Below are 19,153 nucleotides of genomic sequence, written 5' to 3' on the forward strand. Positions count from 1 at the left end.
CACCTCTTTTACGTTAGGATCCACATCGAATCTTTCGGACGATAGAACGCCAAAACGACCGCATCCGCCCTATCAGGGGATTGCAGTCCGCGCTTCTTCATATCCTCTTTTCGTTCCAATGCGATTTTGCCTTTGCTGGTCATCCGGTACTTGCGGGAAGTGAGCTGTGAAATGAGCTTGTCGTCATTCGGGAAGTCGACTGTACTCGGGCCGCCTTGCAGATGCCTGGATAGATTATCATTCAGCATCTCCCGAACCACGCCCCATTGCTCGGTCCCGACATTCTCGTAATGTTCAAAGTCGTTTGCTTTGCCGTTATTCACGACCGGATAGACTTTATATGGAAGCCGCTGCTCGTAAATGGCTTCTTTCAATTGGTCAGTTACACCACCACCGACGCCGCTGTCATCCACTTTGATGTAAATCTCTCTCAAATGAGGATGAGCTCGCATCAATTCACGAGCCGTCGCCAGCACATTACCGGTCGTTGCGGTCGTGTCTTGTTTTCGATAGGTAGCGAGTGGCAGCACTTTCTCGCCGATGCGTGGGGCTATGATCGTTTCATCATCACCAAAACGCGCCACATCGACGCCGAGATCTGCAATGGTCCATTCGGGAGAAATGTTTAGGCTTGCTGATACGGCTACATCGACAATCTCCAATGGAATGAACGCATCTGCCTCAGCTCGTGGAAAGTCGCCGAAAATCCGTACTCTCGCCACATCGCTATCTCGACCGTACTTATCAAGTAGCATCTCAATATTCTTCTTGCTGGTCCGGCTGCTGTCCATACTGGAAACCTTATGCGTTTTGTAATGATGCCGGTCTTTGTTGTGTGAATCATAGAACGTGCCGCTGGTGCGTGTTGGGTTTCCGAACATGACCAGCTTGTTGTATTCTCCCGAGAGCGTCCCGAGAATGGCTTCCATGATGTCGTCTGCTACCCCGGATGCTTCGTCCACGATGAAAAGCATGTGGTCTTCGTGAAAGCCCTGCATGTTCTCAGGCTTCGTAGCAGTCCGAGCAGTAGCAAACCAGCGTTCTTCGTATTTCCGCATATAGATTTTCGTTTTGGTCCATTTCAGCAGCGTTTTCAACAGGGGGCTTTTCGATTGCCATTTGCTGACCTCGGCCCACAGGACATCGTGTAACTGCTGTTTGGTCGGGGCGGTAGCAATGACCTTCGGGAAAGGGAAACACGTCAGGAACCATAGCGTAATGACGGCTTCTAATCCCGTTTTCCCAACACCCTGACCCGAACGGACGGAAACGTGCGTATTATCGACGATGTCCTGCAGCACTTGCATTTGCCATGTATCCGGCTCAAAACTGCATACTTCCCTGGCGAATGTCCAAGGCTCTTTGCGGTAAACGTGAATGCGCTTTTTAAACTTTTCCATTCTACTCATCAGCTGTCACCGCATCTACCCAGTCATCAATGGCGTCGTCATAATCGCCAGAGTCTTCAAGTTTTAATCGTTCAATTTCGACTCTCATCTTCTCAGCCTTCAATTCATCAATCGACAGCAGACGCTTACTCAGCTCCTGCATGGCCTTCTGCTTATCATGAAGCTTTAGGGATATTCCATCTCGTCCCTGTTTGACTTCGCTGATCAGAGTGCCGTCTACGGATGCTGAATCGTTGAGATGGATGAAGCTTTCTTTGAACGTAATCTCCGCACCTTCTTTATCTGTCATGACTTGACCATGCTTATCTCTGACCACGATTTCTCGTGAGCCAAATTCCAGGAAGTCATTGATGTCCGCAAAGGCCATTTTCATATACTCGCGGGCTAAGTCTCCTGCATCGATGAACAGCTCATTCTGCATTTCTGCTTTGAGCCTTCGTATCTCGCTCTTTATGCTAGGATTCGTTAGGGCTCGTGAGCCTTCTACTCTCGCTGTTGAATATGCACATCCATATGTTTCTTGATATGCCTTCGTAGCATTGAAATGCCTGATGTAATGCAGACAAAACTGCTGTTGCTTTTCGTTAAGCTCAGATGATTCAATCACAGGGTTTCGGGTTGCAACCTTCGTGCTTTTGGTTGCATCCTTTTTGCTAGATGCACCCGTTGAACCTCTGGACCATCCTTCGCGGCTCTTTCTGCTTTTCAGCGTCCCTAGTTTCAGGCTGTGCTTTTCAGCCAGAGCTGCCAGTGTAATCTTGTTGGATTCCCATTCACTCCGAACCGCTTGCCAATCCATCTACATCACCGCCGCCTCCATTCATCCGTTGCATGGTGTATCACCTCTTTCGCGCTATTTGCATTTCCAGACGTAAAAAAGCCTCCCGATGTGTATCGAAAGGCTTTCAAGATTGGGGAATAAATCCCGTATTTTATTTGCAGGCCCCGTCCAGGTGTGTCGCTCGAACAACCTTCCGCGCCGACCTGCCTCCCATTGTACTATGCGCAGATTTCGCAATTCAACAATTGCCGGAAGTGGTCGTTTTGGCATAATTGGCTGATAATGTCCTCTTTGACATCTCGCACTTTATCACGTGACATTTCAAGGTGAGTGCCGATTTTGCGATAACTCATTCCTTCAAGCATGCAATCGAATACAATCTTATTCTTTTCTCCTGCTAAGAAATCTGGAGCCTTCTCCACGGCATAGATATAGGCCTCGTATTTCTTTAGACGGTCCCATTGCCTCTTGTCACGCAGATCCATAGCTTCCATTTCTGCTGCGCTACGAATAGAAGATCCTTTGGGCATAGCAGCATCAATGCCGTACTGTGCAACTCCCCAGCTGTTCATCGGGGGATGATAACCGTATATTATCATTTGCAAGCGAGTGACTTCGTTTTTCATCCATCGGTAATCCCTAATCAATTGCTCCATATCATTAAAACTCATCCAAACTCCCCCTATCGTCTTCTTCGATATGCTCCGCCTTGCTTCTGATATGTCTCCCGATTTACACCCATGATTTCTTCCCATTCCTTGCGACTGAGCTTCTCTTTTGGTTTCTCCCTTACCACGTCATTCCGCGGGCTCTTCGCGTCTGAGCGGCTAACTGTGAGCCCTTTTTCTTTAAGCTGGTCTTGTGTGGTTCTCATCAGCATCATTCTCCTTCTTGAAAATAAAAAAGAGGACACAAAACAGCCTTTAAGCTGTCTTGTGTCCTCCAGTTGACTGGTGGGACTATAATTTTCTCAAATAAGTATTGGTTAATTCTATTCCATTTTTCAAGATGCCTTGATTAAATTTCAAGGGAATCGTATTTGCGACAAATTCGTTTCCTAAAGAATCTTTGCCCCTGATTTGCAAAACAGCTTCACAAAAGAGTTTGTTTACAGGTCTAATCATTATAAGTAACCCGTGAAATTCTCTAGGTTCTCCTTCGATTACAACGTGTACAAAGTTATTCCAATATTTCTCAATAACAAGATCATCAGATGAAATTATTATTTGATCTATTTGATGGAAGACTGAATTAGAATTTTCTATTACAAGCCAAGATGCACTATTAGAGATGCCTTTTGTATAAGAAATTTTAAAAATTGGTATTTGGCTAAACTCCCATTGGTCTTTTTGTAAATTTATCTGTTTTTTTATAAGTGTGGTATTTACAGTAGCTATTACCGCTGCTACAACAGCAACTACTGCAATCGCTAATTGGATGTAGTCGCTATTCACTGCTTTCCCCCTTATCTAATCTGCATAATTATGTCCTCCAGTTGACTAGTAGACACAATTACGTCATTAAATAATAAAATCTTCCTTTTTTAAATTTTCGAAATCCAAAAGAATTTCTCGCATTAATACGTTATTAAACCCAACCATTTTCATATATTCTACAAAATCTTCTTTATCAAAGTTTTTATACGTCAATACATAGAATAGATAAAATAATACTGTACTTTTATCTATGTGCATTAATTCATTATCGTCTGAAAGCCACTTTTCAAAAAAACTTATTATACTTTCTTTATTCTCCTGTAAAATAGAATCTAACTCTGCGATTGTTTTAATATTGAAATGACTCAAAGCTCCGAGGTTATAAGGTTTATAGGAGTAATAGTTCTCTATATGAACGTTATTTTTTATATTTTCCATACTATTAGATATTTCATCGACTATAGATGACTTTTCCATATACTCGGATAAGGAAATCTTATCAATGGCGACATTTAAAGTTTGATTTTCTAATTTAAGTTCTACTTCTTTTTCGTAATTTTCGAGAAACTCTTTTATTCTATAAAATTCATTATCTGCTATTTCGAGTAGACTAGATATCCTGGAAAAATCTCTTCTTATACCTTCCGGCAATTCATTTTTTGTTTTATATCCTAAATCGTGTTCGATTTCTGCCCATGCATGCTGTAATATTGATCTTATTTGAATTTCAAATTTTATATCTTTAAAATCTTTGTATTCGATAAATTCTAGTCTTTCTTCTTTAAATTCTACAACAAAATGTAAAGAAGAATAGCCAAATCTATCGGGATCTGTAATTCTTTTATCAACTGAATTCTCTTCATCAATTTTAAATTCTTTTTCTATTATTTTCGCTATTAAATCCACATCTATATTAAAATAAGTTATTATTCTTATTCCAACAATATCAGTTATATCTTTAAGTTCATTGTATTTATCTTCTTTTTTGCTTATTTTGTTCTCCAAGCTTTTCTTTTCTTTAACTCTGGCTTGAACATCATGAACAATTATAGCGTTTTCTTTTATAAGTATTTCGATTAAAGTCTTTAGTCTCGGCTTTAACGCTTCTAATATAGTTAAGTTTTTTTCAAAATCATTAATGATTTTCTCTTTAGTCAAAACTCTTCCCCCTCATCAAAGTTCACACGCCGGACTTTCCCCTCATGCGTCTTGATTCTTGTCTCAGCATGAGGTGGTAGCGCCCCGAGCTTGACCTTGCCGTTTGAAATCAATAGCACATGGCTTCCCGGTAATTCCAGTATATCCAAAATCAGTTCGCCTGTCTCCGAAATTTTAACATCTTGTAAGCGCATTGGATCCCTCCATCCTCTATCTCTTCGCTTAGTAGCTAATCAGCACATCCACGCGTGGCGTCATGCTATACAGTTTCTTCACCGTTATGCTGACCACTTGGCTGTCGTCCTGCCAAATAACCTTGAACAATCCATCCTTCACACCCTTCGCTAGATTATCAACGTCCGGCTTTGTAGTCGGCAGCAATAACCCTGCGGCAATAAGCTCCTGTTTCGGCCGCGTCTGATACTTCTTCGGTGTCGGCTGATAGAATGTCAGCTCCAAGTGTATCGGACCCTGAATGAGCTCCTGTGGCTTGTGCTGGGATGCAACGAGCTTCACGTATTGTTTGAAGTCCCGTGATTTTGCCGGATCGTAGAGAACCGTCTTGCCGGTGAAGCTTTTTCCGGCTCGGGGACGACCCTGGGCGACTGGCTGTCCGACTATTTCGAATGCAATTTGGTTCATCATTTAACACTCCGGAATATTTTATCCAGTTCCTCTTCGTGCTTTTTCGCTTTATACTCTATCTCGCTCATAACTTCGAAATAAGCTACAGAGTCGGTGGCAATTCCATAGATTGCGTTGCTGCCTTCTCCGCCGTTGAAAAGGATGTATTCTTCGTATTCAAGGTTGTTCATAACTTCGCTCATCGCTTCTTGGACATTGTTGGCCTTCACGGTTCTCACAACTGCCTTGCCGATGCCTTTAATGTGATATTGAATGCAAATGTTCTCCACGCTATTACCCCCTCAATTAATCTGCAGCAGTCGATCATACTCGTCGACCAGCCGCCGTTCTTCCATGTCCTCGAAATAGCTTTCGGGTTTCCCTGTCATCACAGACAGGCTGGTGATCATGCCTTGTCTATCCTCTTCAGTCATTGCTTTGCTCCTTTCAACTTCTTCAGCCTTTCCCCCATTGCTGACAACTTTTTATCCCGTTTTCGGATTTCGGATTTTAGATAAGCAATCTCGGTATTCTCTGAAGAGTTACCCGGCTGAATAGAAATGTTCATCTTGTTTAGCAGTCGCGTAAGTTTCTTAACACTAATTGTTTGTTGAGACGCTAGAGCCCGTGACAGTTCTTCTTGTGCAGCTGTGTAGGTCGTGCCTTTTGACCAAGTCAATATCCGGACTCCTGACGTTCCCAGTTGATTTGGTTCTTGCTCTGATACGCTTCAACAATCTGCTCTTCCTTAAAGCCAAGCACGTTCCCAAGCTCCAGGAACGATTCCAGCAGCAGCGCGTAATAGACGGTCAGTGCAACATCGCCTTTAATCCCTTGCATGCGGTAAGTCTTGCTCAAGAGCGCGAGCTGTTCATTGACGACCAGAAATGCATCCGTCACATCAGGCTCCCCGTCAGTAAGCTGCCCTCGGAAGTAGTTTCCGAGCAGATGATACTCTTTGAAATTCAAATCGTTCCCGATCGATAAAACGAAGTGAAGGATGTCGACGAATTCCTCAAGCAATGGATTTTTAATTTCATAGCTATCGAACACTTCGCTATATTCTTCATGACCAATAATAGATTCTCGAACTTCTGTGCGCGGCTCCTGATCGGTACTCCAGAACTTCCACGACCGCTGTTCATTCGCACATTCGCCTAACTCAACGCCTAATGCCAGCATCTTTTTCTTCAACCGGTCTTCACCCGGTTGTACCGGATGCTTCCCTGTAATCTCCGCATCCAGCGGCCGTTGCTTTTCAAATAGATTGCTGATTCCCACGTGAACACTCCCCTTAATCATCAGATTCTTCGCTGATCATGACTTCCAAATCCAAGTCCGGATTCTCGACTTCCAGTTCGTCAGCGATGCGCTCCTCAGCTTCGCTGACTGGTATGAGCTGCCCGTTGTATTCGATGTTTGGCTCTTGGCACCCAGCGAGTGCTAGGGCCGATACAGCTGCAATGAGGATGATGGATTTCTTTTTCATTCAACCTCACCTCTCTTTTCTTGCTGGTGTAGCTGCTGAATCTCCATTCCTGCCAACATGCCTGTAATCAACGCGACCATCATGCCACCGATTAAAATTCCCATCATGCTATTTCCTCCTCTTTCATCCGAATGATTTTAAAAGCCAGCCCAGCACCATGGCCGCAGCTAGTGCGACCGCCAGGCAAATATATGTGAGCATCTGCATTCTCCTTTAGGTGACAATTGCGTCGCGCCCATAGCTATTTCATAAATACAAGCCAGTGAGTTTTACTGCGCTTATTTCCAATTAACGGTTTAGCGCTGATTGCTTTCAACACCTGGCCAAGTTTTACCTGTTCTTCATTCCACTTAAAAATAAGTGTGCCGTTCGGTTTGAGAACTCGCATACATTCATCGAATCCTTTTGCAATGTCTCCTTGCCAATTGTCTGGATCTAGCTTCCCGTATTTCTTGGCCAACCATGAATCATCACCGGCTTTAAGCAGATGCGGTGGGTCGAATACCACCATGTAGAAACTTTCATCCTGAAAGGGCATATCGCGAAAATCAGCGATAATATCCGGTTTTACTTCCAACGTCCGGCCGTCGCATAGAACGTCGCTTAATTCGCGCTTATCCATGTAAGTTACACCTTCATGCTGTTTATCGAACCAAAACATTCTGCTTCCGCAACAGGCATCTAATATCTTTGACATGTCTTTACTCCTTTCTTTTTCCATAATTTGAAGGTATATCAATATTTTTGACGAATAGTAATTGAGTTGAGGATAGGAGGTGAAACAAATGGAACAAATGAAATCTTATATAATTTCATACGACTTAGTAGGCCCTGCTAGAGATTATGAGTCTTTGATTGATAAGATAAAATCTTATAGCACTTGGGCAACCCCTCTTGAATCGGTTTGGTTAATACGAAGCAGAAAAACCGCAGGTGAAATTCGAACTGATTTAAAAGCTACTCTTGATTCAGATGATAAATTGATTGTCATCCAGCATAAAGATGATTGGGCTTCTAAGGGCATTTCTAAAACAGTATCAAACTGGATGCATGATAATTTTTAAGAGATTGCCGGCAATTAGCCGGCTTTTTTTATTTTTTTCACTTTCACCATTAACGGCGCCTTCACGCCGCCACCTCCATCTCCATATGCTTCTCCAAAATCGAGATAGCCGTTCTCCGGTTCGGATGCAGCTGGCTCATAAGCTCCTCGCAACGATCTTCCAAAGTCCGATCATTTTCCCCTATTGCTTGCCAAGCACCCATTGTCAGTACGAGCTGATTTAGCAGGTACTCGCGGCGTTTGATGTAGTCCATTTGAGTTTTGTCCATTATCTTTTGAACCTCCAGTCTTCGCCTTCTGCATCCATGAGATAATTTCCGCACCTTCCAATCAGCCGGCTTTGCGCTGCATAACCAATTCTGTCAGCAAGCGTGCCGCGATCTTCGTTGCTGTTGAACACGATAGGCATTTGTTTTTTATAACGTTCGTTGATGATGTTGTAATAAAGCATTTCTTTGGCTTCTGTGGGTTTCGCTTTTCCAATGTCATCCCATACCAGGATGTCTGCATTCATGACGCCATGCATGAGCTTGCTGAATGTCTCGCCGTCATCGTTCATGCGTTTGGCAGCCATGGCATCATCGGTGAATTCAACGTCTGAAATGATCAGTACGTTAAAACCGAGTTTAATCAGTCGTTTGCTGAGTGCGATATGCAGATGTGTTTTTCCAACTCCGAAACTATTGTGTTGGGTTTTTAGCGCCGATCGACTTTCGGACTCTGCTGAACGAATCCGCTGTTCACCGAGAGTAGCAATCAACCCGAAATTCTCCATACCTTTTTCCTGCAATTCTTTTTTGTTCGCTGGAAAGGATGTAAGATAGTCTTCCGTCATGCTCAGCATAAGCGTCTGCATTTCTGTTTCCTGCTTATAGTTCTCCAGTGTGACTTTTGTAAATTCTTCTGGAATAGCAGCGCTCTTAAAGCGTTTTCTCCAAGCTTTCCGTTCTTTACATTCGCAATCCTTAAAGACTTCGTAGCTAACACTTGGGCGCTCGTCGTAATGGCTGAAGACAATTAGTGTGTCTTTGCAGATATCACACTCATACTCAACCGCCCCAAGCTGCTCGATCTCGTTTGGCGGCTGCAAGGACATCTTCTGCGCTCTTTCCTGAAGTTCGGCCAGGATATCGTCCATTTTTTTCATTACGTTTGTCTCCCTTCAGACTTGCTGAGTGCTGGTCTTGTTTGTTGCGCTCAAATGTTTCGTCAGCAGCCAATACGCCAGCCAGTGTTGTGATCCGCTGCGCATCCCAAGTTTTTAGAATCGCGTCTGCGAAATTCATCTTGTTCCGCGCATTCGCTTCGACCGAACGTTTCAATGCCTCATGAACCAACTCCTCAGATGATTCATCAATCATGATGGAAATTCGTTCGGCAATATGGGGAACTAAGTGGCTGATGTTTTGTTCATAGAAACGGAATGCTTTACCAGCATCCGCAACAACCGGTTTTAGATCTGGCCCTTGATGATGTTGTTCTTTTTCTTTTTCTTTATCCTTATCTTTCTCTTTATCTCTTATCTCTTGTTTGCATAGACTATCTGTACTGTATGGATACTGTATCGATACAGTATCTGCTTTTATTGCATTTGCTATGTCGAGATAATTTGAAGCGAAAGGAATGTGTTTGACTGAGCGTAATTCCTCTTCCACTCGAGCAACTACTTTCGGACTGTTATTCCAATTATGTCGAGCCCAGTTAAGAAGCATAATTTCTTTTGTATCATCGTTATAATCAATCTTTCCGTAATCAACGAACCGCTGTAGTAGTTTTTCTACCGTCTCACGGTTATAGCCGGTTTCTGTTTCGATGATTCGTTTTGGCAGCTCGTAAATACCGATTTGCGATGCCTTGCTGTTGGTCATCAAATATATATAGAAATACTTTTCTTCTGGGGTTAGATCCAAAACAAACCCATCTTGCCAATAACCAACTTGCACTTGCCGATATTTGCTCATCCTTCTTCCTCCTCTAAAAAAGAAAGGAGAGTCCCTCAACTCTCCCTATTTACTTAAACCAAAGTTTGTTCGTGTGCACTTGGCTTTTTAGGCTTCTCTTCTTTCTTCTGTTCCGTCACTTCCGGCTCAGTGGTTTCTGGATCATCCATGACCGTGTAGTCCGTCACATCAATCACATCGCTCATATCTTGGCTTAGCTCAGTCTTAATTGTTGAATCAGCTTCGACCGTCTTCTGCAGCTCAATAGATTTCGGAGCGTATTTCAGAACTTCTTTTAAGACCGTCTTCTTGGCCATGGCGTCGTAGTTGGTTTTCCATGGGCTGGTCCAGCCTTTTTGAACAGCCTGCGAGAATTTCTTAGCGTGATGATCAATGCGTTCTCTCGTCCAGTACACAAAGTCATAACCGCCATTTTGCAGATGATAGACCGCGTAATAGCCGATTGGTTCGCCAGTAGGAATGGCGGCCGGCTTGTGCACCAAGTCTTTGACTAAGCCGTAGCTGAATTCGAACTCATCGTCTTCATAAACCTCATGGGCGTAAATCGCTTTGTATTGACCGCTGCGCACCGCTAAGTCGATGAGTCCCTTGTAACCCAACTGGAACTGCACTTGCTTGCCATAAGGAATCAGGTAAGCCTGCCCAAGTCCTGTGTTTGGCTCCACGCCGAGCTGTGCTGATTGCATGATGGCTGCTAGGAAAGATGTTTGGTCACATTCCAGAAGCTTTGGCGTGGTGCGAACAGCTGTTAAAGCGATACGAGCGATGCGATCCGCATCCATATGCTTTGGAAGAGCACGCTGAATCTCGGGGCCCATCCGTTTGAGTAGAGCATTCAGTGTTTGTTCCGGCTTCACTTCTTTGTTCGCCACGCTGTTTTTGTTCTGATTTGCTAATTGGTTTTTGATTGCTTCATTTGTTGCCATGAATGATTTCCTCCTATTGAACCGTGAACCGACGGGCGGTCGACGTATTCGTGTATTGTTTGTATAATTTCGGGTGATCGGCTTTCAGACTCTTTGCATCAAGTTTGTTGGTCTGATAGCTTTTCCATTTCACTACCCGATTGAGCGTGAAGCCTTTTTCGTTCTCGCCCATCATTGCCTTGATTTGATTCTCATATTCCTGTTTTTGGGTTTTGCAGATTTTCAAGTCTTCATTGAGTTGATCAATTGCATCTAACATTTGCTCGACGTCTTTGCCAAGCTTAATTTGACTGCTCGGTTGCTCTTCGGGATACAAGGCTTTCAGTAAGTTGCTTGAAGCCTCAGAACCATCGAAGACGGGTGGTACTTCTGCCAGAACATGATTAACCCAGAAATCTTCTTCTATACCAATGAGGTACTGGATCAACTCTTCGTCGCGTTCGATTTTCTTATGGATGAACTTATTGCCGCCTACTAATACTGCGATATGCCATGCTTTGTAGCCTGTTACGGCCATGTAGTGCTGGCATTGGAGTAAATACGCAGCTGGGACTTCTTCATCCTCCCACTCGCCTCTCAGGAACTCAGAAGCCGTTTTGCATTCAAGCCCTTCTTCTTTCCCAACAATCAGCCTGTCAACGTTCGCCAGCATGAAAGGATGCTTGGGATGCTGCAGAATGGCGTTGCGCTTTCGGACTCGAATGCCTGTACGAATTGAGAACTCTTGGGCGACAATGTCTTCCATGACATTCCCCCAGTACGCGGCTTCGCCAGCCGTGCCTTCTTCCGTTGATTGACCGGTCTTATCAAGGTAGACTCCAACAGGAGACTTCCATTTGTTCAATCCAGCAATGGCTGAAACGTCACTGCCACCAATGCCTTTCTTACGTTGCTCGAGCCAATCTTCGCGGCTTAGATCCCGCGTATCAGCAAGTAATAATGCTCGCATTGATATCCCTCCATTTTCTGTGCTAAAATAGCGATATAAGTTGTTTTTTCAGCCCACGCCAATGGGTCTGTGTAGCCGGTTGCTTTTTAAGCAGCTGGCTATTTTATTGCCTTGAAGAATTCAGCGCCGACGACTTCGATTAAGTAGTCTTCCATGTTGTCTTGAAGCACTACGCGACCTGCCTTGTCTTCAAACCACGTGTCGCCTGTTTGGATCTCCGAACCGAAGTGATCTTCAATCGGATGATCGTTCTCGACCTCGATAGAGATTTCCGAGCTCTCGAAGCGTGCATCTGTAACTGGATAGCCTGTCAGCATGCAGCGTTCTACGTCTGGATGAGTCATTCTCTATCACCTCCCTCTGATGGTTGAATCCCATCAATCAGACCAGGAACGGAAACGGGGAACATTCCTGGGCTGATTGACGAGAGTCAAAGCTCTCGAGTATAATTGAAGTAACCTTTTTTAATTTTATTGGCGGCTGATTTCCCAAGATCAGTCGTCATTTTTTTGTGCATTTATCGAACCGAACTGCGTGCCAACTAAGAAGCAAAGGAACCCCACAAGACCAGTAGCGATGAGCGTGTGTAATGCTTCGCCGGTTTGGATCATTGCAGATAACCTTTCGAGCGTAGTTGAATGTGGTGCTTGTGCCAGGTTTCGTTGTAACTGATAGAAGCTTCTTCACAGACCACAACGACCAGATGCTCTAATGATGTAATGGCCTCGACCGCCTCTTCCAATACCTTCTCGATTTGTGGCGAGTGCCATGACGATAAGCTCTGGAATGGCTGCGCAAAACTCAGCGCTTTGATTGCCTCGTAAGCTTCTTTGATTTCTTCAAGCGTCTTCTCCCTTACCGCCGAGCGATGCAGATCCACGTTTGGGCCGTCCAGCCACATCGGTCCGGTTTTCGTATACTGACTTCTTAAAGCGAGTGCGAAGCGTGGATTGTCGTGTTTCGCCATCAGGTTCTGGGCGATATCTTGCGGAATGTTACGAGCACCGCCTTCATACTTCGTGACAGCCTCTCGTGATACGTTCAGCTCCATCGCCATTTGCTGCTGTGTTTCATCGCCGCGCATTTCGCGCATGGCTTGTGTTAATCGGTTCTTTGTCATTGTCATCATCCTCCTGTGTCCCATTTGAATGGAATTTTCTATTCAGACGTACCAAAATAACTTGTTGAAACGCTTATACTTAAATTACAGACAAGGAACGCTTCCTCTTCTGGAGCGCCGGTGTATTATCCTCAATCCACTTGAACAGCTTGTCTGTGTAGATTTTTGTTCCGAACTCTCGGCAGACTGGAAAGTCTGAACGGCCCATCAGCTCATACATCTTCGAATGGCTGACCCTCAGCAACGCCTTCGCTTCTTCCACTGTTAGAAAGTGCGGTAGCTCCTCCCTCGGAGCTAAGTCTTTCAAGGCCGCCTGTACTTCCGAACGAATTTCTTCTTGCAAGACTTGCCGTAAATCCTCGACGGTTAATGTCACGAGCATGGTTTCCACGTTTATCACTCCTCACGGGCGCTCCCTCGCGCCTTTTTTCTTTATCCTTATGTTCAAATAGTTAAATTTGTCCTTTCTTAACTTTGTCGGCCAATGCGCGGGAATAATTATCAATGCGTTCTTTTCTTTTAGGTTTCTGAGTTTTTGAAAGATATCTTTCAACCTCTTTGTCGCTGATATAAGATAGTCGAGCCATAAATGTTTTCATCGCTTTAATGCTCCTTTCTTATTTCCATCTCTTGTTCAAATAGCCAACCTTTCAGATAAGAACTTGTTGATGAAGTAAAGTTGTCCTTTACCGGTCACCTTAGGCGTATACTTGGTGTAAGTGGTGCCATCGCTTGATGTGTGCAATCGGGTCTGAATTTCAAACAGCTTCATATTCATCGATCTCTGAGAGGGCTTGTTCCAGTAGGCTTTACTATTAAGTAAGTAACCCTCTTCTCTCAGTACTTCGAAGAGTCTGTTCTGCCCCATGTTCAATCCTCGCTGGCTTAATATCGTTGCCAAATCCTTAATCAACACAGCGTTTTCACTAACCTGTATGGCTTCGGCCAAGAACACTTTCTTTTCGTCTGCTTTGACCTTCGCTTCGAGTTGAACTATTTTTTGCTGCTGAAAGTCCATGGCGCGTTTGATGACCATTTCAGGACTGCTCCAAAATCTTTCGATTTGAAGGAAATATTGACGAGCTTCCTTTCCTTTTTCCGAGCGCTGGATCATAGCGATTTCTTTTGCCATGTCGAGTTTGATTTGGTGGTCGGTATAGAACGTCATATTGCCTTGAGCTGTCGGTCTTTTTTGACCAATAGCTATATAATCAATATTTTCTTCAAAACCGTATTCGGTCATTCTGTCGAACCACTTGTCGTAGCGTGATGCAACTTCTAAAAACTCATGAAGATCGCGGCCGCTTAAAGTAATCTCTCCAGAATCGTTCTGCGATGTGGGAATTAATTCGTTCATTCCAATTCCTCCTATCTTTTATTCAAAATTTTCTAATTAAAAACTGAGCTCGAAGTTTTTATTTGTTATAATTTACCTATCTAAAATAGATGGGAGGTGTATCCATGAGAATGCAAGCCGTTAATTCTAGCAACTTAAGAGCTGTTGGATACGACGCTGTGAATTCAATTTTGCGAATTGAATTTAAATCAGGAACTTATGATTATTTCGGTGTTCCTGAACATATCTATCGAGGTCTCATGTCTGCCGGTTCGCTGGGGAGCTACCATGCAGCAAACATAAAGAACTCTTTCAGATACCAACGTGTTTAATCCTGGTTTATGATAATAATTGCTGGGCCAGTGAACGTCTTTTCTTTCTGGCCCACTATTATTACTACTTCCTCGTAAGGATCCACATTCATTGAAACTACTGACTCTCTTTCAGATAACTCTTCGGTGAGTTGCTTCGTTGATTTTGTCAACTTCGCCATCTCCTTCTAATAATTTCTAATTTAAACCCCTCACAGGACCCGCAACTTGTTTAATATTTCCTCAGGAGTTTTGTCTTGCCTGGTGAGCAAGACTTAGTTGTTCACTCCTCTCTTAAATTGCTATTCGCTTTTTACTACGCATTTCGTGTACTTCATTATCAAAAAAAATAATCCATTGGAAGCCAAGTGCTTCAGCGATGTTCTTAGCAACCGCTACGCTTGGATCGCGTTCTCCTTGTTCAATCATTGCGTAAGTAGTACGAGCAATCCCTGATTTTTTAGCAGCTTCCTCTTGTGTTATGCCTAACTCAATGCGTTGATGTTTCAACCACTTTCTCACATTTTGCACCTCCTGTACACGTTTCGTGTATTTACTACCTAAAGATTACTACACAATTCGAGACAAGTCAATTATAAATTACGCATTTTGTGTATTTTATATATTTACACGCTACGTGTATATATACTTAAGCTATTGGAGGTGACTAATTTGCTTAGTCAGCGAATGAAAAGTTTACGCAGCAAAAAGAAATTGACCCAGTCCGAATTAGCGAAAATATTGGGTGTGGCAAGAACAACGTATGCAATGTATGAACAGGGTCAACGGGAACCGGATTATGAAACTTTACAAAAAATCGCGGACTATTTCGAAGTAACAGTTGATTACCTCCTTGGTCGCGAAGAAAAGAAAACCCCGTCTTGGAGCGACGAGGATGAATTCGACAAATGGGTAAACGATCCAGAAGTTTATAAGTTCTACAAGGAATTTAATGACAGTCCAGAAGAACGCCGTCAAGCATTGCTAGCTGTATGGGAGATATTGAAGAAGCAAAAATAAAGTAAATTTGTAAAAGGGGTCATGAGAAATGATTGAAGCCCTCGTCATATTTATACTTTTTTTATTGGCAATTTTCTTGTTTGTGTCATTTTATGAAATAATCTTGATTATAATTGGCGTCCTCATTTTTGGTTGGGGTCTTGAAAGAAATAATAATAGCGCTAAAAATCTAATATCGATTTTCGGAGCGTTGGTTTTATTCACTGGAATAGGCATGTTGTTTGTTGACTCCGATGAGCCAAACCAAGCCGAAGATGTTGTTCAAACTGAGCCTCAGATTAAAGAAGATATTGAGGAGACGAAAGAAATAGAACCAGTAACTGCAGTTGAAACTCCACCTTCAGAAGAGGCGGAAGAAGTTTTAGTTGAAGAGCCAGATGAGCCAGAAGAACCTACTGATGAAGCCTCATCTGCCCCGAAAATGGAGTGTGTTGATTTTAACAGTCATGAAGAACTTTTGGAGTATTGGTACGGTAATGGCTACTCTGCAGATAATGACCCGCACAATCTGGACGAGGACGCGAACGGAATTCCTTGTGATTCAGAAGATTTGATAAATCAAGTCGGGTCCCCCGAGCAAAGTAATTCATCTGTTTACTATGATAACTGCGCAGCTGTTAGAAGCGCTGGCGTAGCGCCAATTAGAACGGATGATGCGGGATATGGAAGCCATCTTGATCGCGATGGCGATGGGATTGCTTGCGAGCCATATTAAAAAGAAAACAGGTCGAAAATCCCTGCTTTAAAAAAGTAGGGATTTCTTATAAACTTAAATAGAACATACGTTCTTTAAAGGAGTGGCGTTATGACACGGACTTATAATAATATTGAAGAATACATAACTCAATTTCTTAGCCGGTTAGGAATTTATTACCCTCACCAGCTAAATGCAGAGGATATAGCATCAAGGTTAGGGTTAGGCATTTACTATCTACCTTTTGAATCAATGTTTATTGATGGCAATTTCTTTATTGATATCCGAAAAAACGATGCTGAACAATGGGAAGATTTCGGTCATGAACTTTGTCATGCGCTATGGCATGCTGGTGATCAAGCAATCATCCCTATTTCCATGCGTGACTATCAGGAATGGAAAGCAGATAATTTTGCTCAGCATCTCTGCATTCCTACTTTTATGCTCGACAGGCTAGAGATGCCAAACACCGATAAACGTGCCATTTGGCTTATTGTTGAAACATTTGGAGTGACTTGGGAGTTTGCTGAGAAACGACTTAGACAATATATGCAAAACTTAATGTACCGATAGACAGACCGATGGGTTAAAAGAATACCAACGGCTATCCAGCGAGAGGAAAAACTGTACCGGTAGGTGTAGTTGCTGCATGATACGGTGAGCAAGAGGGAGTGTGTGCGATGAAATGCAGAAAACTGCCCAATGGCAATTGGGAATGTTACGAAGAAGGACCGCGGGATCCGTACACGAATAAACGGAACCCCATCCGCAAACAGGCAAACAGCAAAACGGCTGCGCAAATCAAGGTGAAGGAATCCTTAAAGATTTTGGAATCCGGAATCGATGGCCGGACAGCAAACCGCGTTTTCTTCCAGGAAACGGCTGCAGAATGGTTTGAAGTCTATGCACATTCCGGTGTAAAAAAGAGCACGCTGCGCAGCCGGGATTCGACGGTGAAGCTAATTAATCGTTACATAGGCAATATGCTGATTGGCAGAATTACGCACCAACACATCCAGGACATGCTGATGGATCTTCACCGGAAAGGTTCATCAAAGTCCCAGATTACGCATGTAAAAGTCACGGCGAACTTTGTCTTTGTGCATGCTCAGAAGCAACGGCTGCGGCTGGACAATCCGGTGAACCTGGTTATTATGCCGAAACGACGGCGAACAGTAGAGGAAATTGAAAGCCAGGAATTGAAAGAGAAGTATTTCGAGCGCGAAGAACTGGAAACCTTTTTAAATGCGGCCCGGGACTTAGGCTTGATCTTTGACGAGGAATGGTTTTATCTAATCGCCTTTACCGGGCTACGAGCTGGCGAAGTCTGTTCGTTGAAATGGGTGGACATTGATTTCGAGGAAAGCCGAATCCGCATCACCAAAACAATGGACAGTCCAGGAGCCGTGGAAAATTACGAATTGACCCCTCCGAAGTCGAATCAGTCGATACGAGTGGTCGACATCGACAGCAATACATTGAGTCTCTTTAAGCGCTTAAAAATTAAGCAGATGGAGAACCGGCTCAAATATCGGAAATCAACAGACAATTACCATGACATGAACTTTGTGTTCTGCCGGCCGAAGACCGGCTATCCGTACTCGGCCAAATTCATTTACCGTCGCTATCTCCGGATCTGCGAGAAGTCGGGCATCGGGAAACGAGACGGCCCTCACCTTCTCCGTCATACGCACATCACCATGCTGACAGAAGCCGGCATCGACTTGGACACGATCATGCACCGAGTTGGCCATGCGGATGCCAAGACGACAAAAAACATTTATACGCACGTCACGAAGCGGATGAAACGGAATGCGCCGAACCAACTAAAAATTCATTACGGGGAGATCTTCGGGAAGTTTTTTGAGGCCTAATGTGCGAGTTCTGTGCGAGTGAGGGAAAAAAGACAAAACAAAAAAGCCTGAAACGTTGCTGTATCAACGTTTCAGGCTTAATTTATGGATTAATGAGTTTTACAAGCGTCGTAGAGGCCTTTTTCCTTGATCACTTTAATCAAAGTTTCGCCAATAACGGATGGTGTGTCTGCAACTTCGATTCCAGCAGCGTTCATTGCTTTAATCTTGTCTGCAGCAGTCCCTTTGCCTCCGGAAATGATCGCACCGGCGTGACCCATGCGTTTTCCTTCTGGAGCCGTTTGGCCGCCGATAAAGCCGACAACAGGTTTAGTCATATTCGCTTTAACCCATTCTGCCGCTTCTTCTTCAGCTGTTCCGCCGATTTCACCGATCATGACAACCGCATACGTATCTTCATCTTCATTGAATTCTTTCAATACATCGATAAAGTTCGTTCCGTTGACCGGGTCTCCGCCGATACCAACAGCTGTTGATTGGCCGATACCTTCTTCAGACAATTGGTGAGTCGCTTCATACGTCAATGTACCAGAGCGAGAAACAACGCCGACATGTCCTTTTTTGTGAATGTAACCAGGCATAATGCCGATCTTACATTCGTCCGGAGTGATGACACCCGGGCAGTTCGGTCCGACAAGACGTGTTTTCTTGCCTTCCATATAACGCTTCACTTTGACCATATCCAGTACCGGAATATGCTCAGTGATGCAGATTGCCATATCCAACTCAGCTTCTGTTGCTTCAAGAATTGCGTCAGCAGCAAAAGGAGCCGGCACATAAATTACAGATACATTAGCACCTGTTGCTTTTACGGCATCTTGAACTGTGTTGAATACAGGTACGCCTTCTACTTCAGTTCCGCCTTTGCCTGGTGTTACACCCGCAACGATTTTCGTTCCGTATTCAAGCATTTGCTTTGTATGGAAAAGGGCAGTTGACCCTGTAATTCCCTGTACAAGCACTTTTGTGTCTTTATTAATGTATACGCTCATTTTTGTCCCT

At 43.8% G+C, this 19,153-nt stretch carries 32 protein-coding genes; 6 read left to right on the forward strand and 26 right to left on the reverse strand.

Annotated features, from left to right (window positions below; translation table 11 throughout):
• Window positions 1-8: 8 nt before the first annotated feature.
• The 13 genes from AUC31_RS08655 to AUC31_RS08715 form a co-directional block, all read right to left on the reverse strand.
• Window positions 9-1,400 carry a DEAD/DEAH box helicase family protein gene (locus tag AUC31_RS08655; RefSeq protein ID WP_418054980.1) on the reverse strand — a complete coding sequence of 464 codons (1,392 nt, stop codon included), beginning with the start codon at window positions 1,398-1,400 and terminating at the stop codon, window positions 9-11.
• Window position 1,401: 1 nt separating this feature from the next.
• Complete coding sequence (locus tag AUC31_RS08660; RefSeq protein WP_058383599.1) at window positions 1,402-2,208, reverse strand: terminase small subunit; 807 nt, start codon at window positions 2,206-2,208, stop codon at window positions 1,402-1,404.
• 200 nt (window positions 2,209-2,408) lie between these two features.
• Window positions 2,409-2,861: a hypothetical protein gene (locus AUC31_RS08665; RefSeq protein WP_058383598.1), complete on the reverse strand. Its 453-nt coding sequence runs from the start codon at window positions 2,859-2,861 to the stop codon at window positions 2,409-2,411.
• 288 nt (window positions 2,862-3,149) lie between these two features.
• A complete protein-coding gene (locus tag AUC31_RS08675; protein ID WP_058383596.1) occupies window positions 3,150-3,644 on the reverse strand; it encodes a hypothetical protein in 495 nt (164 codons plus the stop codon).
• A gap of 66 nt (window positions 3,645-3,710) precedes the next feature.
• A complete protein-coding gene (locus AUC31_RS08680) occupies window positions 3,711-4,784 on the reverse strand; it encodes a GTP pyrophosphokinase (protein WP_058383595.1) in 1,074 nt (357 codons plus the stop codon).
• Complete coding sequence (locus AUC31_RS08685) at window positions 4,781-4,978, reverse strand: XtrA/YqaO family protein (protein WP_058383594.1); 198 nt, start codon at window positions 4,976-4,978, stop codon at window positions 4,781-4,783. The genes AUC31_RS08680 and AUC31_RS08685 overlap by 4 nt, the downstream gene beginning before the upstream one ends.
• Window positions 4,979-5,006: 28 nt before the next feature.
• A complete protein-coding gene (locus AUC31_RS08690) occupies window positions 5,007-5,426 on the reverse strand; it encodes a RusA family crossover junction endodeoxyribonuclease (protein WP_058383593.1) in 420 nt (139 codons plus the stop codon).
• Window positions 5,426-5,698 (reverse strand): hypothetical protein, encoded by a 273-nt coding sequence (locus AUC31_RS08695; RefSeq protein ID WP_058383592.1) that lies wholly within the window; start codon window positions 5,696-5,698, stop codon window positions 5,426-5,428. The genes AUC31_RS08690 and AUC31_RS08695 overlap by 1 nt, the downstream gene beginning before the upstream one ends.
• 12 nt (window positions 5,699-5,710) lie before the next feature.
• Complete coding sequence (locus AUC31_RS17985) at window positions 5,711-5,842, reverse strand: hypothetical protein (protein WP_257721102.1); 132 nt, start codon at window positions 5,840-5,842, stop codon at window positions 5,711-5,713.
• A complete protein-coding gene (locus tag AUC31_RS08700) occupies window positions 5,839-6,087 on the reverse strand; it encodes a hypothetical protein (protein ID WP_058383591.1) in 249 nt (82 codons plus the stop codon). Before AUC31_RS08700 ends, AUC31_RS17985 begins: the two co-directional genes overlap by 4 nt.
• The gene (locus AUC31_RS08705; RefSeq protein WP_058383590.1) at window positions 6,084-6,689 is read right to left on the reverse strand and encodes a dUTP diphosphatase; all 606 of its coding nucleotides are present in this window, start codon (window positions 6,687-6,689) and stop codon (window positions 6,084-6,086) included. The genes AUC31_RS08700 and AUC31_RS08705 overlap by 4 nt, the downstream gene beginning before the upstream one ends.
• Window positions 6,690-6,702: 13 nt before the next feature.
• Entirely contained in the window at window positions 6,703-6,897 is a 195-nt protein-coding gene (locus tag AUC31_RS08710; RefSeq protein WP_058383589.1) for a membrane lipoprotein lipid attachment site-containing protein, read from the reverse strand.
• 241 nt (window positions 6,898-7,138) lie between these two features.
• Entirely contained in the window at window positions 7,139-7,594 is a 456-nt protein-coding gene (locus tag AUC31_RS08715; RefSeq protein WP_058383588.1) for a class I SAM-dependent methyltransferase, read from the reverse strand.
• An 88-nt stretch (window positions 7,595-7,682) separates the two neighbouring features.
• Here AUC31_RS08715 and AUC31_RS08720 point away from each other — a divergent pair, with 88 nt between their 5' ends.
• Window positions 7,683-7,961 carry a hypothetical protein gene (locus AUC31_RS08720; RefSeq protein WP_068347033.1) on the forward strand — a complete coding sequence of 93 codons (279 nt, stop codon included), beginning with the start codon at window positions 7,683-7,685 and terminating at the stop codon, window positions 7,959-7,961.
• 61 nt (window positions 7,962-8,022) lie between these two features.
• Here the strand turns inward: AUC31_RS08720 and AUC31_RS08725 are convergent, their stop codons facing one another.
• From AUC31_RS08725 to AUC31_RS08765, 10 genes are all read right to left on the reverse strand, one after another.
• Window positions 8,023-8,229, reverse strand: coding sequence for a hypothetical protein (locus AUC31_RS08725; protein WP_058383587.1), 207 nt, complete (start codon window positions 8,227-8,229; stop codon window positions 8,023-8,025).
• A complete protein-coding gene (locus AUC31_RS08730; protein ID WP_237150735.1) occupies window positions 8,229-9,107 on the reverse strand; it encodes an ATP-binding protein in 879 nt (292 codons plus the stop codon). The genes AUC31_RS08725 and AUC31_RS08730 overlap by 1 nt, the downstream gene beginning before the upstream one ends.
• On the reverse strand, window positions 9,010-9,921 hold the full coding sequence (locus tag AUC31_RS08735) for a DnaD domain-containing protein (RefSeq protein WP_083509149.1): 912 nt from the start codon (window positions 9,919-9,921) through the stop codon (window positions 9,010-9,012). Before AUC31_RS08735 ends, AUC31_RS08730 begins: the two co-directional genes overlap by 98 nt.
• A gap of 53 nt (window positions 9,922-9,974) precedes the next feature.
• Complete coding sequence (locus AUC31_RS08740; protein ID WP_058383585.1) at window positions 9,975-10,847, reverse strand: recombinase RecT; 873 nt, start codon at window positions 10,845-10,847, stop codon at window positions 9,975-9,977.
• Window positions 10,848-10,860: 13 nt separating this feature from the next.
• Window positions 10,861-11,796 carry a YqaJ viral recombinase family nuclease gene (locus AUC31_RS08745; RefSeq protein ID WP_058383584.1) on the reverse strand — a complete coding sequence of 312 codons (936 nt, stop codon included), beginning with the start codon at window positions 11,794-11,796 and terminating at the stop codon, window positions 10,861-10,863.
• A gap of 98 nt (window positions 11,797-11,894) precedes the next feature.
• A complete protein-coding gene (locus tag AUC31_RS08750) occupies window positions 11,895-12,140 on the reverse strand; it encodes a YqaI family protein (protein ID WP_058383583.1) in 246 nt (81 codons plus the stop codon).
• A gap of 263 nt (window positions 12,141-12,403) precedes the next feature.
• Window positions 12,404-12,916 (reverse strand): helix-turn-helix domain-containing protein, encoded by a 513-nt coding sequence (locus AUC31_RS08755; protein ID WP_237150583.1) that lies wholly within the window; start codon window positions 12,914-12,916, stop codon window positions 12,404-12,406.
• A gap of 79 nt (window positions 12,917-12,995) precedes the next feature.
• Window positions 12,996-13,298, reverse strand: coding sequence for a glutamine--fructose-6-phosphate aminotransferase (locus AUC31_RS08760; RefSeq protein WP_083509231.1), 303 nt, complete (start codon window positions 13,296-13,298; stop codon window positions 12,996-12,998).
• Between the two features lie 70 nt (window positions 13,299-13,368).
• A complete protein-coding gene (locus tag AUC31_RS17715; protein ID WP_157073477.1) occupies window positions 13,369-13,515 on the reverse strand; it encodes a hypothetical protein in 147 nt (48 codons plus the stop codon).
• Window positions 13,516-13,550: 35 nt separating this feature from the next.
• Entirely contained in the window at window positions 13,551-14,273 is a 723-nt protein-coding gene (locus tag AUC31_RS08765) for a phage antirepressor KilAC domain-containing protein (RefSeq protein WP_058383580.1), read from the reverse strand.
• Window positions 14,274-14,377: 104 nt separating this feature from the next.
• On the opposite strand from AUC31_RS08765, the gene AUC31_RS08770 reads away from it, so the two are divergent.
• Window positions 14,378-14,584, forward strand: a complete 207-nt coding sequence (locus AUC31_RS08770; RefSeq protein WP_058383579.1) for a KTSC domain-containing protein — start codon at window positions 14,378-14,380, stop codon at window positions 14,582-14,584.
• Here the strand turns inward: AUC31_RS08770 and AUC31_RS17720 are convergent.
• Window positions 14,581-14,736: a BC1881 family protein gene (locus AUC31_RS17720; protein WP_157073478.1), complete on the reverse strand. Its 156-nt coding sequence runs from the start codon at window positions 14,734-14,736 to the stop codon at window positions 14,581-14,583. The two genes, AUC31_RS08770 and AUC31_RS17720, sit on opposite strands and share 4 nt — an antisense overlap.
• A 121-nt stretch (window positions 14,737-14,857) precedes the next feature.
• Window positions 14,858-15,085 carry a helix-turn-helix transcriptional regulator gene (locus AUC31_RS08775; RefSeq protein WP_058383578.1) on the reverse strand — a complete coding sequence of 76 codons (228 nt, stop codon included), beginning with the start codon at window positions 15,083-15,085 and terminating at the stop codon, window positions 14,858-14,860.
• 150 nt (window positions 15,086-15,235) lie between these two features.
• On the opposite strand from AUC31_RS08775, the gene AUC31_RS08780 reads away from it, so the two are divergent.
• The 4 genes from AUC31_RS08780 (at window position 15,236) to AUC31_RS08795 (ending at window position 18,151) form a co-directional block, all read left to right on the forward strand.
• Window positions 15,236-15,583: a helix-turn-helix domain-containing protein gene (locus AUC31_RS08780; RefSeq protein ID WP_083509150.1), complete on the forward strand. Its 348-nt coding sequence runs from the start codon at window positions 15,236-15,238 to the stop codon at window positions 15,581-15,583.
• A 28-nt stretch (window positions 15,584-15,611) separates the two neighbouring features.
• Complete coding sequence (locus AUC31_RS08785) at window positions 15,612-16,298, forward strand: excalibur calcium-binding domain-containing protein (RefSeq protein WP_058383577.1); 687 nt, start codon at window positions 15,612-15,614, stop codon at window positions 16,296-16,298.
• A gap of 90 nt (window positions 16,299-16,388) precedes the next feature.
• A complete protein-coding gene (locus tag AUC31_RS08790) occupies window positions 16,389-16,850 on the forward strand; it encodes an ImmA/IrrE family metallo-endopeptidase (RefSeq protein WP_058383576.1) in 462 nt (153 codons plus the stop codon).
• A 107-nt stretch (window positions 16,851-16,957) separates the two neighbouring features.
• A complete protein-coding gene (locus AUC31_RS08795) occupies window positions 16,958-18,151 on the forward strand; it encodes a tyrosine-type recombinase/integrase (RefSeq protein WP_058383575.1) in 1,194 nt (397 codons plus the stop codon).
• 89 nt (window positions 18,152-18,240) lie between these two features.
• On the opposite strand, the gene sucD is transcribed toward AUC31_RS08795, so the two are convergent.
• Window positions 18,241-19,143 carry a succinate--CoA ligase subunit alpha gene (gene sucD, locus AUC31_RS08800; RefSeq protein WP_058383574.1) on the reverse strand — a complete coding sequence of 301 codons (903 nt, stop codon included), beginning with the start codon at window positions 19,141-19,143 and terminating at the stop codon, window positions 18,241-18,243.
• Between the last annotated feature and the right edge of the window lie 10 nt (window positions 19,144-19,153).

Source organism: Planococcus rifietoensis, assembly GCF_001465795.2.
GTDB classification, from domain to species: Bacteria; Bacillota; Bacilli; order Bacillales_A; family Planococcaceae; genus Planococcus; species Planococcus rifietoensis.

What these genes read in the sequence shown, in the direction of transcription:
- AUC31_RS08760 (WP_083509231.1), bottom strand. Translation starts at nt 13,298, where the DNA reads ATGCTCGTGACATTAACCGTCGAGGATTTACGGCAAGTCTTGCAAGAA.
- AUC31_RS08725 (WP_058383587.1), bottom strand. Translation starts at nt 8,229, where the DNA reads ATGGACAAAACTCAAATGGACTACATCAAACGCCGCGAGTACCTGCTA.
- AUC31_RS08765 (WP_058383580.1), bottom strand. Translation starts at nt 14,273, where the DNA reads ATGAACGAATTAATTCCCACATCGCAGAACGATTCTGGAGAGATTACT.
- AUC31_RS08785 (WP_058383577.1), top strand. Translation starts at nt 15,612, where the DNA reads ATGATTGAAGCCCTCGTCATATTTATACTTTTTTTATTGGCAATTTTC.
- AUC31_RS17715 (WP_157073477.1), bottom strand. Translation starts at nt 13,515, where the DNA reads ATGAAAACATTTATGGCTCGACTATCTTATATCAGCGACAAAGAGGTT.
- AUC31_RS08790 (WP_058383576.1), top strand. Translation starts at nt 16,389, where the DNA reads ATGACACGGACTTATAATAATATTGAAGAATACATAACTCAATTTCTT.
- AUC31_RS08685 (WP_058383594.1), bottom strand. Translation starts at nt 4,978, where the DNA reads ATGCGCTTACAAGATGTTAAAATTTCGGAGACAGGCGAACTGATTTTG.
- AUC31_RS08690 (WP_058383593.1), bottom strand. Translation starts at nt 5,426, where the DNA reads ATGAACCAAATTGCATTCGAAATAGTCGGACAGCCAGTCGCCCAGGGT.
- AUC31_RS08770 (WP_058383579.1), top strand. Translation starts at nt 14,378, where the DNA reads ATGAGAATGCAAGCCGTTAATTCTAGCAACTTAAGAGCTGTTGGATAC.
- AUC31_RS08750 (WP_058383583.1), bottom strand. Translation starts at nt 12,140, where the DNA reads ATGACTCATCCAGACGTAGAACGCTGCATGCTGACAGGCTATCCAGTT.
- AUC31_RS08755 (WP_237150583.1), bottom strand. Translation starts at nt 12,916, where the DNA reads ATGACAAAGAACCGATTAACACAAGCCATGCGCGAAATGCGCGGCGAT.
- AUC31_RS08710 (WP_058383589.1), bottom strand. Translation starts at nt 6,897, where the DNA reads ATGAAAAAGAAATCCATCATCCTCATTGCAGCTGTATCGGCCCTAGCA.
- AUC31_RS08745 (WP_058383584.1), bottom strand. Translation starts at nt 11,796, where the DNA reads ATGCGAGCATTATTACTTGCTGATACGCGGGATCTAAGCCGCGAAGAT.
- AUC31_RS08740 (WP_058383585.1), bottom strand. Translation starts at nt 10,847, where the DNA reads ATGGCAACAAATGAAGCAATCAAAAACCAATTAGCAAATCAGAACAAA.
- AUC31_RS08665 (WP_058383598.1), bottom strand. Translation starts at nt 2,861, where the DNA reads ATGAGTTTTAATGATATGGAGCAATTGATTAGGGATTACCGATGGATG.
- AUC31_RS08730 (WP_237150735.1), bottom strand. Translation starts at nt 9,107, where the DNA reads ATGAAAAAAATGGACGATATCCTGGCCGAACTTCAGGAAAGAGCGCAG.
- AUC31_RS08655 (WP_418054980.1), bottom strand. Translation starts at nt 1,400, where the DNA reads ATGGAAAAGTTTAAAAAGCGCATTCACGTTTACCGCAAAGAGCCTTGG.
- AUC31_RS08795 (WP_058383575.1), top strand. Translation starts at nt 16,958, where the DNA reads ATGAAATGCAGAAAACTGCCCAATGGCAATTGGGAATGTTACGAAGAA.
- AUC31_RS08715 (WP_058383588.1), bottom strand. Translation starts at nt 7,594, where the DNA reads ATGTCAAAGATATTAGATGCCTGTTGCGGAAGCAGAATGTTTTGGTTC.
- sucD (WP_058383574.1), bottom strand. Translation starts at nt 19,143, where the DNA reads ATGAGCGTATACATTAATAAAGACACAAAAGTGCTTGTACAGGGAATT.
- AUC31_RS08660 (WP_058383599.1), bottom strand. Translation starts at nt 2,208, where the DNA reads ATGGATTGGCAAGCGGTTCGGAGTGAATGGGAATCCAACAAGATTACA.
- AUC31_RS08735 (WP_083509149.1), bottom strand. Translation starts at nt 9,921, where the DNA reads ATGAGCAAATATCGGCAAGTGCAAGTTGGTTATTGGCAAGATGGGTTT.
- AUC31_RS17985 (WP_257721102.1), bottom strand. Translation starts at nt 5,842, where the DNA reads ATGACTGAAGAGGATAGACAAGGCATGATCACCAGCCTGTCTGTGATG.
- AUC31_RS08720 (WP_068347033.1), top strand. Translation starts at nt 7,683, where the DNA reads ATGGAACAAATGAAATCTTATATAATTTCATACGACTTAGTAGGCCCT.